This is a genomic window from Photobacterium lutimaris, assembly GCF_003025555.1.
Classification (GTDB): Bacteria; Pseudomonadota; Gammaproteobacteria; order Enterobacterales; family Vibrionaceae; genus Photobacterium; species Photobacterium lutimaris.
In genome coordinates this window covers 157,378-170,874 of record NZ_PYMH01000003.1, presented here as the reverse complement: position 1 = coordinate 170,874, position 13,497 = coordinate 157,378, and the positions used below count along the sequence as shown (strand labels likewise).

At 45.9% G+C, this 13,497-nt stretch carries 16 protein-coding genes; 11 read left to right on the top strand and 5 right to left on the bottom strand.

Annotated features, from left to right (window positions below; translation table 11 throughout):
- Positions 1 to 61: 61 nt before the first annotated feature.
- From punC to C9I99_RS09730, 10 genes are all read left to right on the top strand, one after another.
- Entirely contained in the window at positions 62 to 1,270 is a 1,209-nt protein-coding gene (punC, locus tag C9I99_RS09775) for a purine nucleoside transporter PunC (RefSeq protein ID WP_107348686.1), read from the top strand.
- 287 nt (positions 1,271 to 1,557) lie between these two features.
- The gene (gene artP, locus C9I99_RS09770) at positions 1,558 to 2,286 is read left to right on the top strand and encodes an arginine ABC transporter ATP-binding protein ArtP (RefSeq protein ID WP_107348685.1); all 729 of its coding nucleotides are present in this window, start codon (positions 1,558 to 1,560) and stop codon (positions 2,284 to 2,286) included.
- Between the two features lie 95 nt (positions 2,287 to 2,381).
- Entirely contained in the window at positions 2,382 to 3,113 is a 732-nt protein-coding gene (locus C9I99_RS09765; RefSeq protein WP_107348684.1) for a lysine/arginine/ornithine ABC transporter substrate-binding protein, read from the top strand.
- A 3-nt stretch (positions 3,114 to 3,116) separates the two neighbouring features.
- Positions 3,117 to 3,851, top strand: coding sequence for an arginine ABC transporter permease ArtQ (artQ, locus tag C9I99_RS09760; RefSeq protein WP_107348683.1), 735 nt, complete (start codon positions 3,117 to 3,119; stop codon positions 3,849 to 3,851).
- Positions 3,848 to 4,519 (top strand): arginine ABC transporter permease ArtM, encoded by a 672-nt coding sequence (artM, locus tag C9I99_RS09755; RefSeq protein ID WP_107348682.1) that lies wholly within the window; start codon positions 3,848 to 3,850, stop codon positions 4,517 to 4,519. Before artQ ends, artM begins: the two co-directional genes overlap by 4 nt.
- 551 nt (positions 4,520 to 5,070) lie before the next feature.
- Positions 5,071 to 5,247: a trimethylamine N-oxide reductase system protein TorE gene (gene torE / locus C9I99_RS09750; protein ID WP_107348681.1), complete on the top strand. Its 177-nt coding sequence runs from the start codon at positions 5,071 to 5,073 to the stop codon at positions 5,245 to 5,247.
- A 44-nt stretch (positions 5,248 to 5,291) separates the two neighbouring features.
- Positions 5,292 to 6,476 carry a pentaheme c-type cytochrome TorC gene (gene torC / locus C9I99_RS09745; RefSeq protein WP_107348680.1) on the top strand — a complete coding sequence of 395 codons (1,185 nt, stop codon included), beginning with the start codon at positions 5,292 to 5,294 and terminating at the stop codon, positions 6,474 to 6,476.
- Between the two features lie 22 nt (positions 6,477 to 6,498).
- A complete protein-coding gene (gene torA / locus C9I99_RS09740; protein ID WP_107348679.1) occupies positions 6,499 to 8,961 on the top strand; it encodes a trimethylamine-N-oxide reductase TorA in 2,463 nt (820 codons plus the stop codon).
- Positions 8,962 to 9,163: 202 nt separating this feature from the next.
- Positions 9,164 to 10,162, top strand: a complete 999-nt coding sequence (locus C9I99_RS09735) for a substrate-binding domain-containing protein (protein ID WP_107348678.1) — start codon at positions 9,164 to 9,166, stop codon at positions 10,160 to 10,162.
- 37 nt (positions 10,163 to 10,199) lie between these two features.
- Complete coding sequence (locus tag C9I99_RS09730) at positions 10,200 to 10,793, top strand: HD domain-containing protein (RefSeq protein WP_107348677.1); 594 nt, start codon at positions 10,200 to 10,202, stop codon at positions 10,791 to 10,793.
- A gap of 8 nt (positions 10,794 to 10,801) precedes the next feature.
- On the opposite strand, the gene C9I99_RS27535 is transcribed toward C9I99_RS09730, so the two are convergent.
- The 5 genes from C9I99_RS27535 to C9I99_RS09710 all read right to left on the bottom strand — a co-directional run bounded on the left by C9I99_RS27535 (position 10,802) and on the right by C9I99_RS09710 (position 12,916).
- Positions 10,802 to 10,924, bottom strand: coding sequence for a hypothetical protein (locus C9I99_RS27535; protein ID WP_275937921.1), 123 nt, complete (start codon positions 10,922 to 10,924; stop codon positions 10,802 to 10,804).
- A 15-nt stretch (positions 10,925 to 10,939) separates the two neighbouring features.
- On the bottom strand, positions 10,940 to 11,248 hold the full coding sequence (locus C9I99_RS09725) for a hypothetical protein (protein ID WP_107348676.1): 309 nt from the start codon (positions 11,246 to 11,248) through the stop codon (positions 10,940 to 10,942).
- Positions 11,249 to 11,810: 562 nt separating this feature from the next.
- Positions 11,811 to 12,014 carry a DUF3565 domain-containing protein gene (locus C9I99_RS09720; RefSeq protein ID WP_107348675.1) on the bottom strand — a complete coding sequence of 68 codons (204 nt, stop codon included), beginning with the start codon at positions 12,012 to 12,014 and terminating at the stop codon, positions 11,811 to 11,813.
- A gap of 24 nt (positions 12,015 to 12,038) precedes the next feature.
- Entirely contained in the window at positions 12,039 to 12,434 is a 396-nt protein-coding gene (locus C9I99_RS09715) for a GFA family protein (RefSeq protein ID WP_107348674.1), read from the bottom strand.
- A 53-nt stretch (positions 12,435 to 12,487) separates the two neighbouring features.
- Positions 12,488 to 12,916, bottom strand: coding sequence for a VOC family protein (locus C9I99_RS09710; protein ID WP_107348673.1), 429 nt, complete (start codon positions 12,914 to 12,916; stop codon positions 12,488 to 12,490).
- A gap of 129 nt (positions 12,917 to 13,045) precedes the next feature.
- On the opposite strand from C9I99_RS09710, the gene C9I99_RS09705 reads away from it, so the two are divergent.
- Positions 13,046 to 13,426 carry a DUF3316 domain-containing protein gene (locus C9I99_RS09705; protein WP_107348672.1) on the top strand — a complete coding sequence of 127 codons (381 nt, stop codon included), beginning with the start codon at positions 13,046 to 13,048 and terminating at the stop codon, positions 13,424 to 13,426.
- Positions 13,427 to 13,497: the final 71 nt, after the last annotated feature.

Below are 13,497 nucleotides of genomic sequence, written 5' to 3'. Positions count from 1 at the left end.
CACCATAAAAAACCATGTATAGACTTGCCACAAAGTACAAAACAGCTAATGACATAAAACTATGACCAATCAACCTTCAAAAATGACCACTCTGTGGTTTGCGTGTTTAAGTATGCTGGGATTCCTAGCAACTGACATGTACCTTCCTGCTTTCGAAGTAATTCGAGAGGATTTTGATACATCACAATCACTTATTGGCCTAACTCTGAGTATTTTCTTGTTAGGTATGGCACTCGGCCAGCTTATTTACGGCCCACTGTCTGATCGTATTGGTCGTATCAAAGTGCTAATGGGCGGTATGACACTCTTTAGTATCGCTTCAGTATTCTGTGCCTTTGCGCCGAACGTTGAACTAATGCTGGCAGCACGCTTTGCACAGGCTCTAGGGGCATGTAGCGCAACTGTTATCTGGCAAGCTGTCGTTATCGACCGATACGAAGGCAAGGTCTCTGAACGCGTATTTGCGACCATCATGCCGTTGGTCGCCCTATCACCAGCACTTGCTCCACTTGCAGGCGCAATGCTTGAACATCAGTTTGGCTGGCGTAGCATCTTTATCGCTCTTGTTGGCTTTGGTGCGGTTTTGTCCATTATGACGCTTAAAGAAACTGAAAGCGCTAATTTGGATAAAAAACAAGAAAAAGTGTTAGTGCAACTTCGCCGTGATTATGCCCAAATTCTGAGTTCAAAAAAATTCATTGGTAACATGATCATTTTTGCTGCATGTTCTGCTGCTTTCTTTGCGTACCTAACGGGCTCGCCATTTGTAATGGCCGCTATGGGTTACTCAGGCGCAGATATCGGTCTGAGCTACGCGCCGCAAACTGTTGCGTTCATTATCGGTGGCTACGGTTGTCGTACCCTACTGAACAAATACGATAGCCAGCAATTGCTGCCGTGGATCCTTAAGCTGTTCTTTGCCAGCGTAACCATTATGTTCATGATCTCAATTCAGACTGAACCAACGACTATTTGGCCAATCCTAGTCCCATTCTGCTTCCTAGCGGTTGCTAACGGTGCAATCTACCCACTGATCATCAGCAAAGCGTTGGAAGATTTCAAAAACTGCAGTGCGACAGCAGCTGGCTTACTTAACTTCCTACAAACAATGGTGTGCTTCGCCGCAAGTGGCTTGGTATCAGCATTCGCAATGCACGGCTTGATAACAGTGACCATTGCAATGTTTATCACAGGTTTTGTGGCACTTATCGGTTATGCATTTGTGGTTAAAGCCCGCCGCGAAACAGCTGAAATCGCCCAAACGGCATAATTTCATCACACGGTAAACCCCATACATCCAAAGGCCACTTTCTTAGTGGCCTTTTTTTCGCCAGAAAAATGCGTAATTATTCCCACCGCGCTTGTTCACTTTCTTTCTCTTTTCACATCTTCCACGTCATTACTGTATTTACAGTAGTTTAAATGGCAAAAAACCCAAAACCTAGAACAAAAATCAAACAAAAATGCAACCTGTGGAATTTTTTATACATTTTTCTTGCATAAGATCTCACTCTGGGTAATATAACCATCAAGTGACGTTTAATGCAGTAAGTCAGCATGAGTATTCAAGTTAAGAGTGTTAATAAATTCTATGGTGATACCCAGGTCCTTCATGACGTTGAGTTCACCTGCGGCAAAGGCGAGACCTTGGTATTGCTTGGCCCAAGTGGTGCAGGCAAGAGCTCTTTGCTAAGAGTGCTTAACTTGCTGGAAAACGCCAATAGCGGCCAGCTACAGGTCGCCAATGAAGCCTATGATTTTTCTCAATCAATCTGTGAAAAACAGGCACTAAAGTTAAGACGCAAAGTCGGCATGGTGTTTCAGCAGTATAACCTTTGGCCTCACCTAACAGTGATGGAAAACTTGATTGAAGCGCCGATGAAAGTTGCAGGGATTTCTAACGTTCAGGCAACTGAAGAAGCCATGGCATTGCTGACGAAATTACAGCTGGCAGATAAAGCAGAAGCTTGGCCTCTGCAACTCTCAGGGGGACAACAGCAGCGAGTTGCCATAGCCCGTGCCCTAATGATGAAGCCAGAGGTACTGCTATTTGATGAGCCAACTGCTGCGCTCGATCCTGAAATTACCAATCAGGTTGTCAACATCATCAATGACCTTGGTGAAACAGGTATCACCCAGGTGGTGGTAACCCATGAAGTAGAATTCGCCAAGAAAATCGCCAGCCACGTGCTGTACCTTGAAAAAGGTCACATGGTGGAACACGGCACCAAAGAGGCATTTACCCATCCGGCTACACCGGAATTTGCAGAATACCTCACCCACTAAATTGATTTATATACCCAAAGATATTGGGAACATACCCTATTTTCAGCATCACCTACCCACGTGATGCTGCACCTAACGACGCACGGAGTATCGCGATGAAAAAGATTGTATTGGCAACATTGATTGGTTTGGTTTCAGCTAACGCTGCCGCTCAAGAAGAAATTAAGTTTGCGATGGAAGCAACTTATGCCCCATTTGAATACGTTGACGAGAATAATGAGATTCAAGGCTTTGATGTTGACCTGGCCAATGCGCTATGTGATGTCATTGAGGCAAAATGTACTTTCCACAACCAACCTTTTGATAGCCTGATCCCTGCTCTAAAATTCCGTCGTTATGATGCAGCTATCTCGGGTATTGATATCACTGAACAGCGTCAGCAAGTGGTGAACTTTACCAATGCTTATTACGACAACTCAGCCGCTTTCGTTGCTCTTGATGGCAAAGTAGCAGATCAAGCCTCTCTCAAAGGTAAGCGTGTAGGGGTACAGAACGGTTCAACCCACCAAAGCTACCTGACCGAACAGCTTGATGGTGTTACCGCCGTTCCTTATGCAAGCTACCAAGATGCCTTTATCGATATGCAAAATGGTCGTATCGACTCTGTATTTGGTGATACTGCCGTGGTGGCTGAGTGGTTCAAAAAGAACAACAACCTTGTTTATGTCGGTGATCAAGTAACCAACGCCAAATACTTTGGTAACGGTTTTGGTATTGCCATCAATAAAGACAACCAAGAACTGCTGGACAAACTGAACACGGCACTGAAAACCGTGAAGACCAATGGCCAGTACGATGAAATCTTCAACAAGTACTTCGGTGAGTAATTTATGGCGTTATCAGGTTATGCTCTGACGCTACTTGAGGCAAGCTGGGTCACTATCCAGCTTAGTCTAGCCAGCGTCACTGTTGGATTGGTCTTGGCTGTATTGTTTGCCGGCGGTGAAATGTCACGATTCCGTGCCATTGCTTGGCCTGTTACCGCGCTGGTCACCGTGCTTCGGGGCTTACCTGAAATATTGGTTGTACTGTTTATCTTCTTCGGCTCAACACAGGTTCTGTTTTTGCTGACAGGGGATTTCATCGAGGTCAGCCCGTTTTTATCAGGGGTTATTGCCTTATCCCTCATTTTTGCCGCTTACGCCTCCCAAACATTGCGCGGTGCGCTAAAGGCAGTACCCAATGGTCAGCGTGAGGCGGCAAGTGCACTGGGGATCAGCAAACCGCGGGCGTTCTTTAAGATTGTTCTGCCACAAGCCGTTAGACATGCCCTCCCCGGCTTGACTAACCAATGGCTTGTACTGCTCAAAGACACTGCGCTTGTTTCTTTGATTGGTGTCACCGATCTCTTAAAACAAGCTCAGCTGACAGCGGCAGCTACCCACGAAAGTTTTACTTGGTATGCCTGCGCAGCGGCTGTTTATTTGGTCATCACATTGATCACCCAGCGTGTGGTTAAGCAGCTAGACAAAAAATTCAGCGTACAAGATGGCAACTCACCACAAGGCGCGTCTGTTAAAAGTAAATCAATACACGCTAACCCAGTAAAAGGAGCAAGCGCATGAATGAACTGCACGTTTGGCAACTGCTCGAAGGGTTAGTCGTTAGTCTTGAGCTAACAGCCGTTTCCTTGCTCGTGGGTTGTACATTGGCGTTATTGATGACTTTAACGCTTATCTTAAAAACGCCCGGCCTTCACTGGCTAAGCCGGGGGATCATTACCTTATTTACCGGTACGCCGTTGCTGGTACAGATCTTTTTGATTTACTACGGCCCGGGTCAGTTCGAGTGGGTACGTGAAAGTGTATTGTGGTACTGGCTACGCCAGCCTTGGTTCTGTGCAATGCTTGCACTCGCACTTAATACAGCAGCTTACAGTACCCAACTGTTCAAAGGCGCATTCAATGCTATCCCTTCTGGTCAATGGCAAGCCTGTAAAGCCTTGGGGATGGATACCAAAGCAACACTGGGTGTGCTGCTGCCCTATGCGATTCGCCGCGCCATTCCCGCTTATTCCAACGAAGTGATTCTTGTCTTCAAGGGCACATCACTTGCCAGTACCATCACTATTATGGACATCATGGGGTATGCCCAGCGAATCAATGCCCAGACCTACGACACATTAATGGTCTTTAGCGTCGCGGGTGCCTTTTATTTGACAGTTAATGGCGTGCTTACCCTCATTTTCAGACAGGTAGAAAAAAAAGCACTTGCGTTTGAAGTCGCACGATAAGTAGGTTTCGACAAATATGCTCTTTATATAAAGCTGGCAGACGCCAGCTTTTTTATTTCGAGTAAGCAATGTCCACAGAAATATACTCTGTAATAAATCATTTCCAATCAAGCCTGCACTGAAACATATTTAATATCTTACTTTTGTCCAATAAATTGAGATGCTGGATTATGTATAGAACTCCCTTCTCGTTTACATGGTTAATATTCATATAGATCTAGATCACACTTTAAATTGATCAACACACCAACAATCTCGTTGTTATTGTGTTTTATTCTAATAAAGGAGATCAAGAGAGCAACAAAACACAAACCTATTTAACCATAATTAAACACAAGACCCTATTAACACTTCTTCATAACTACCTATAAATAGTTATATAAGATCGCATGCCATTCATCTTTCCGTTGCAGATCAAAAAAGGGATAACTAGGTTAAATCAATATCTTTTGCCCAATTGAATCACCCCAGAAATATATTCTAAGATCCCCTTAAAACATTTGTTAACACTTTTCTTTTCGCTCAATTAACAAAGTAGAACGGGTAAATCTATGAACAATGGAATCAGCACAGTTGCTAAGGATGAAAAGCAACGTGAGTGGCGTGCTTTCTTTTTCATCACAGTATTTCTCTTTCCCATCCTCAGTATTGCCGCCGTCGGTGGCTACGGTTTTTTCGTATGGATGATGCAGATCTTCTTTATGGGGCCTCCTGGCCACATGGGATAAACCGATATAACAACAATCAAATAACCACACACTGAGTACACAACATGAAAACATTTCTCACTAAAACTTGGCGGACATTTTCTCGGCCAAGTGTCCATATCAGCCTTGGGGTATTAACCCTTGGCGGCTTTATTGCCGGGGTTATTTTCTGGGGTGGTTTCAATACTGCATTGGAAGTGACCAATACCGAAGAATTCTGTATTGGCTGCCATACCATGGAAAACAACGTATACCAAGAATTACAAGAAACCGTACACTGGAAAAACACGTCCGGTGTTCGCGCCACCTGCCCTGACTGTCACGTTCCGCATAATTGGACCGACAAGATTGCGCGTAAGATGCAAGCCAGCAAAGAAGTGTTCGCCCAAGTATTCGGTGATTTAGACACCAAAGAAAAATTCGAAGAACGCCGCGTTGCACTGGCCCAACATGAATGGGATCGCTTCTCTTCCAACAAATCGCTGGAATGTAAAAACTGCCACAACTACGACAGCATGGATTTCGACAACATGCGCCCAACGGCACGTATCCAAATGAAGCAAGCCGCCGAACGTGACCAAAGCTGTGTCGACTGCCACAAAGGTATTGCCCATAACCTACCAAAGAACATGGACAGCTCTGGCGGCATGATTGGTGAGCTAGAGCAGCTTGCATCAAGCACCAAGTTCGAGACAGGCCAAGAGTATGTCAGCGTACGCCATCTCCCCCTTTATGAAGAAAAAGCCCTTACGACAGAAGCTGGTCTGCTAAACCCGGCATCAACAGTCAAAGTCATAGACCAAACAGCGGATGCTATCGAAGTTGAAGTCTCTGGCTGGCGTAAAGACAAAGGCTTTGGCCGTGTGATCCAGGAAGATTTCGGCATGAATATTGCCGTTGCTTCACTGCTGAAAGAGTCAGCGACTAATGATCAGGTCGTTGAGAAGTTCGAGCGTAAAGAAGATGACCTTACCGGCCTGCCTTGGCAACGAGTCACCGCCAAAGTGTGGATGAAGAAAGAAGCACTAATGGCCGATGCGCAACCTATTTGGGATAAAGCCCGACAGTCTTACAACACCAACTGTTCTGTGTGTCACACCCAGCCGGATGAAGCGCACTTTGATGCCAACACTTGGCCAGGCATGTTCAACGGCATGATGGCATTCGTTAACTTCGATACCGATAGCAAAGCCTTAGTATTGAAGTACCTGCAGAAACACTCATCTGACTTTGCAGATGGCCACCACTAAGCGATTGACGGAGTAATTGAATATGTCTGTAAGCAGAAGACGCTTCCTACAAGGTATGGTAGCCACTAGCGCCGCATCAGTGATCGGCCCTAGCCTGTTAGGTGGGGATAAAGCCATGGCGGCTGAAACTGTAGGAACCTGGAAAGTATCAGGTTCTCACTGGGGCGCATTCCGTGCCCATATCTACGGTGGTAAACTGCAAGAGATCAAACCGCTTGAGCTGGATAAGCATCCAACCGAAATGCTCAACGGTATCAAGGGCATTCTTTACAGCCCATCCCGCGTGCGCTACCCGATGGTTCGCCTTGATTGGCTGAAAAAGCACAAATACAGTGCTGACACACGTGGTAATAACCGCTTCGTCCGTGTGACATGGGATGAAGCTATCGATTTGTTCTACCGTGAACTAGAGCGCATCCAGAAAGACTACGGTCCATGGGCACTGCACGCCGGACAAACCGGCTGGCGTCAGACCGGTCAATTCCATAGCTGTGGTAACCACATGCAGCGTGTTGTTGGTATGCACGGTAACTACATCAAGAAAGTGGGTGACTACTCAACCGGTGCAGGCCAAACCATCTTGCCTTACGTACTGGGCTCAACTGAAGTGTATGCACAAGGTACTTCATGGTCTGAAATTCTGGAAAACAGTGACAATATCGTGCTATGGGCTAACGATCCGGTGAAAAACCTGCAGGTTGGCTGGAACTGTGAAACCCACGAGTCATTTGCCTACTTGGAGCAACTGAAAGAGAAAGTCGCCAAAGGCGAAATCAATGTACTTTCTGTTGACCCAGTGAAGAATAAGACGCAGCGGTACCTGAATAACGATCACCTGTTCATTAACCCGCAAACCGATGTGGCGTTTATGCTGGGTGTGGCGCATACACTCTACACTGAAGCGCTGTATGACAAAGAGTTCATCAAGATGTACTGCTTGGGCTTTGATGATTTCATCCAGTATGTGATGGGTGAAACCAAAGATAAGATCGAGAAGACACCAGAATGGTCAGCAGAGATCTGTGGCGTTTCAGCCGATAAGATCCGCGAATTCGCCCGCATGCTGGTCAACGGCCGAACCCAGATGTTGTTTGGTTGGTGTATCCAACGTCAGGAGCATGGTGAGCAGCCATACTGGATGGGCGCGGTTATTGCTGCCATGGTCGGTCAAATTGGCTTGCCGGGTGGTGGTATCTCTTACGGCCATCACTACAGCTCAATTGGTGTTCCTTCTACGGGCTTTGCGGCGCCGGGTGGCTTCCCACGTAACCCAGATGAAGGTCAGAAACCGAAGTGGGACAACAACGACTTCAACGGTTATAGCAGCACCATTCCAGTTGCACGCTGGATTGACTGCCTGTTAGAGCCTGGTAAGCAAATACGCTACAACGGCTCCAAAGTCACCCTGCCAGACTACAAGATGATGGTGATCAGTGGGTGTAACCCTTGGCACCACCATCAAGACCGCAACAGAATGAAGCAAGCTTTCAAGGCACTGCAAACCGTTGTGACCATTGATTTTGCTTGGACAGCAAGCTGCCGTTTCTCGGACATCGTTCTTCCTGCCTGTACCCAGTGGGAACGTAATGACATCGATGTCTATGGCTCATACAGTGGCCGTGGTCTGATTGCAATGCAGAAGTTAGTCGACCCGCTATTCCAGTCAAAAACCGACTTTGAGATCATGACAGAAGTGGCTCGCCGTTTCGGCCGTCACAAAGAATACACCCGAGGTATGGACGAAATGGAGTGGGTTCGCCAGCTATACAGCGAGTGTCGTGACGCTAACAAAGCCAAGTTCGACATGCCAGAGTTTGATGAGTTCTGGGCACAGGGTTACTTCGATGCCGGTACAGGTAAACCTTGGGTTCGCCATGCCGATTTCCGTGAAGATCCAGAAATCAACCCACTGGGTACCCCTTCTGGCTTTATCGAAATCACCAGCCGTAAGATTGACCGTTTTGGCTACGAGCACTGCCAGGGTCACCCAATGTGGTTCGAGAAGAGCGAGCGTTCACACGGCGGACCGGGGTCTGACAAGCACCCATACTGGCTGCAGTCTTGCCACCCGGACAAGCGCTTGCACTCACAGATGTGTGAGTCGGAAGACTTCCGTGCCACCTACGCGGTACAAGGTCGTGAGCCGATCTACATCAATCCGCAAGATGCCGCTGCCAAGGGCATTCAGAATGGCGACCTGGTCCGTGTATACAACGGCCGTGGCCAATTGTTGGCTGGTGCTGTATTAACCGATAGCTACGCACCGGGTGTCGTTCGCATCGAAGAAGGTGCTTGGTACGGTCCTTTAAGCGAGAAAGTGGGCGCAATGGACACCTATGGTGATCCGAATACCCTGACGCAGGATATTCCGTCTTCTGAGCTGGCTCAGGCCACCAGTGCCAACACCTGTTTGGTTGAGTTTGAGAAGTTCACCGGTACCGTTCCACCGGTCACGTCGTTCGGCGGGCCGATTGAAGTGAGCTAATCCTCACTGATAGGAAAACGAAGGGGGAGTCGCCAATGGCCACTCCCTTTTTACATCTATGGTAACGGTTACACTTCTCTTTCTCTTTGATTTTTAATCAATATAGTGAATAGCACTGACTTTTTAGTGCAAGATGATTGCACCCGTTACATAGTCGGTGTTAAATAGGTACCAAGTTTGATTTGAGCTAGGATGTGTAGCCATGGCTACGATTAAGGATGTGGCAAAGCTGGCCGGTGTATCCGTTGCGACAGTATCACGAGTGATCAATAAATCCCCAAAAGCCAGTAAGGCCTCGATTTCGTCGGTGACTCAGGCGATGAAAGAGCTTGGCTATCGCCCCAATGCCAATGCCAGAGCCTTGGTCAGCCAATCCACCAATACGATTGGCGTGGTTGTCGGCGATGTCTCCGATCCCTTCTTTGGCTCCATGTTAAAAGCCATTGACCAGATAGCACGGCAAAACGGCAAGCAAATTTTGATCGGCAATGGCTATCACAACGCCGCGACCGAAAAAGAAGCCATTGAACTGCTTATCAACAGCCGTTGTGAATCACTGATCATTCACAGCAAAGGCCTGAGCAATCAAGAGCTGATTGACTTTGCCAATGAGGTACCGGGAATGGTGGTTATCAACCGTTATATTCCTGAGATAGCCCATCGCTGTATTGCACTTGATAACCATAAAGGCTCATATCTCGCAACTGAATACCTGATCAAGAACGGCCACCAGCATATCGGTTATGCCTGTTCAAACCATGACATTGAAGATACCGAGCAGCGCCTCGCCGGATACCTCGATGCACTTAGGGCCTATAACCTACCCACCGATGACAGCTATATCGAATACAGCTCACCCGATGAAGCCGGTGGTGAGCATGCGATGATGAATCTGCTTTCCAAAAACCTGCCAATTACGGCGATTGCCGCTTACAACGACAATATGGCCGCTGGGTGTTTATCGGTACTGGAAGAAAACGGTATTTCCCCACCACAAGATATCTCTCTGATCGGTTTCGATGATGGTATCATCGCAAAATATTTGAGCCCGAAGCTAACCACGGTTCGCTACCCGATCAACATCATGGCTGAACAAGCAGCGAACCTTTCGCTGTCATTGGCAAAAGGTGATGAAAACAAGACGTGTACCCGGATGTTTGTCCCCACCCTAGTACGACGCTTGTCCGTCACTCAGAAATAACGCGATCGCGACGATCAAAGAGCAATAAGAGGAATGTATGCTTAATCTCGACAAACAGCTGGCCTTTATCAATGAACTGGATCGCCTTAAAGCGATCTACCGCAAAACCATGGTAAAACCAGATAACAATCGCCAGGAAAACAGTGCTGAGCACAGCTGGCACATTGCTCTTATGGCGCAAGTACTAAAGGACTATATCGAAGAGCCTGTCGATGTGAATCGCGCAGTCATGATGCTACTCATCCATGACATCGTTGAGATTGATGCAGGTGATACTTTTGCTTTTGCTGAGCAACATGAACTAGACGGCCAGGAAGAAAAGGAAATTGCTGCTGCCAACCGTTTGTTTGGCCTACTGCCAGAAGCGCAGTTCAACGAGATGAAATCGCTATGGCTGGAATTTGAACAAGCTGAAACCGCCGATGCCCGCTTTGCCAAAGCGATGGATCGCATTTTGCCGCTGATCCAGAACATGTCCAACGGAGGTGGTAGCTGGGTTAAACATACGGTAACCAAGCAACAGGTCCTAAAACGTAATGCGTACCTAGAAAAAGTAACGCCTAAACTATGGCAATACGCTTGCGAACAAATTAATTTAGCCGTAACGAATGGCTGGCTGGTCGACGACTAATCGTTTTCTTAGTAGAAAATGACAAAGGCCGGAAAGACTTCTGAATATCTTTCCGGCCTTTTTCTTGTTGAATCATTTACAGTAGTCATACCACGTTTGGCATGCTGGATATCCGTTTCCAACTCTTCCATAAAGATTCTATTCGGTTACTTATCTTTGCTAATTAGCGCCGATTTGTAAGCAAGGTTACCTTCTACATCCATTGCCCTGAATTTCACACTACCTGATCGGTTAGATGCAATAGTCACATAAGCCCTACCATGCTCATCCGTGGTGAAAGAGCCTGTACCTGGAACATTGGTAGTAATTGTAACGTTGCTAGCTGGTGCTCCGTTTTCACTTACTTTTACCCATGCACCTTCATTTTGTGGCGTAACATCAAGGTTTAAATCAGCCATCACTGGTGAGCTTAGTAATACAGTCGCAGCAATCATGGTACCTGTAAGCTTAAGCATAATATTTCTCCGTTAATATATTCGTTTGGGTTCGGAGTTAAATTTAGCTGGGGCATCAATATAATGAAACATAGAAAATCAATCATGTCGTTCGAATTATTCGAACATGATTTATTGTCCTGACAGTGCTTTACATTTGTATACGCATGGCTTACAAATAACCAATTTAACTGATAATCATTAATTTACAGAGTAATAATTCTAAAATTACAAATAACCACTATATTTTACCGCCACCCACTTTATCCTTTACCAAGCACAATAAAGCTATAGAGCATAAGAAATAACAACTTCATATAAGTCGTTTTATTTCTCAAAAATAATACAAGCACATGGTAAATGAGCGTAAAAGACCGTCAATCAAACGATATTTTATTGTGTTTTTGTAAAGATAATTTACGCACGTCGATCAGCATTCTGTCTTAGAAATCATAATTTAAACTGATCGTACTGTAGAACTCACCATTATTTTGAACTGATGCCACTGTTGAGTTATAGATGTACTCCATATCCCATTACAAAAAGACATCTTCCATCAACTGGTTTTTAAAAATACCTTTTATCAATTATCGACAGGCATACCTTCATCGCACTTCTTGCATTCCAGCCTATAACCCAGCATCGATTTTCTACCTGTTTTAGAAACAACCCAAGGACGATTGATAAAGGGTGGCTGATGTCTGACATGCTGGTTGTGGCCGCACTCTAATTCAGCCACCCAATGATTTTCTTCATCCAAATGATAATTAATAATGGCTTGTCGCATCGATATACCCAGTATCCTATCCAACTATCGATCTGCTGGATGGTTAACACCATCATTCGTCACCACATCACCTAACTCAAAGGGATTGACACCTTCCAGACACCCTATGTTGTAACCATACTCTTCGGGATTTGAACGTCTTTGGTGATGAGTGTAAATGCCACATTCAGAGCAGAAGTAGTGCTTCGCGGTATGGGTATTAAATTGGTAAAGTTTAAGAACATCTTGACCTTTAATTATACGAATACCATCAAGTTTTACCGACCCCACTATTGCCCCTTTACGGCGGCAAATGGAACAATCGCAACGGCGAGGATTTTCAATACCGTTAGGTAGTGTCAATTCAAGCTCTACGGCCCCACAGTGGCATGTCGCCCGATGCTTAGTTTGAATTTCCGTATCACCTACTCTTTTGATCATGTTTCTTCCTTGATTCACAAGTGCTGTAATTCGTTTAATATATAACGGGTGTTTTAATCGATAACTAAGCTACCGTCAGCATTGAATTCCCAGCAGTCTCCATAAGCGACTTCCCATAAATACCCATCGGGATCGGAGAAGTAGCCGCTATAGCCGCCCCAAAATACATCTTGCGCCTGCTTTTCAATTTTACCGCCTGCTTGCTCCGCCAGCGCCAATACCGCATCCACCTCTTCTCTTGAGCGAGTATTATGAGCCAAGGTAATACCGGGGAAGCCCGCTTTCACCGCATTGAAATCAGGTGACACATCTTCTGCCAAAGCATCCAATGGGTATAACGCCAAGCACACCCCACCCGTTTTAAAGAATATGATGCCGTCTTCTGGCTTTTTCGGCGATGGGAAACCCAGTTTACGGTAGAACTCATACGACGCCTCAAGGTTTGCTACACCCAATGTGATAATACTGATTCGTGGTTCCATCCTTTGCTCCTAATAACGATATCATTCATAAATTCAACATGACAAAAATGTCATGTTGGCGTCCGGTTTTGGTCACCATCAGTTCGGTATTCTCTCTAACGTAAAGTCAAACACTGAGAGGACACTACTATGAAATTACTTAAATCAATTGCCGTCGCCACAACACTTGTAATGTTTAGCTTACCATCAATGGCTTCCACTTCATTGCTCCCAGGTAGCAAATACAGCGTGCAAAGCAATGAGCGTGTAATCAATACTACAACCTTTGAAACCCGTGATGCAGCCTACGCTGAAGGCCAGCATGTACTGAATGTGTTAGAAACCAGCAAGCCAGAAGAGTTACACAAAATGCTGCGTGTTATGGCATGGGGTCCACAAGAAATTTCTAGCCTGCGCATTCAAGACAACGGTTATGTCACCGTCGATGAGATGATGAGTTCTGATGGAAATGTCGAATACCGTGCAAATGTCAATGTTCGTTATGAGCACTTCCGCTACGATAATAACTAATAGGTATCAGATGCCTACCTAGATATACCCAATACGAAATGGACAGATTAAGGGGTTGAAGGACCCACCCC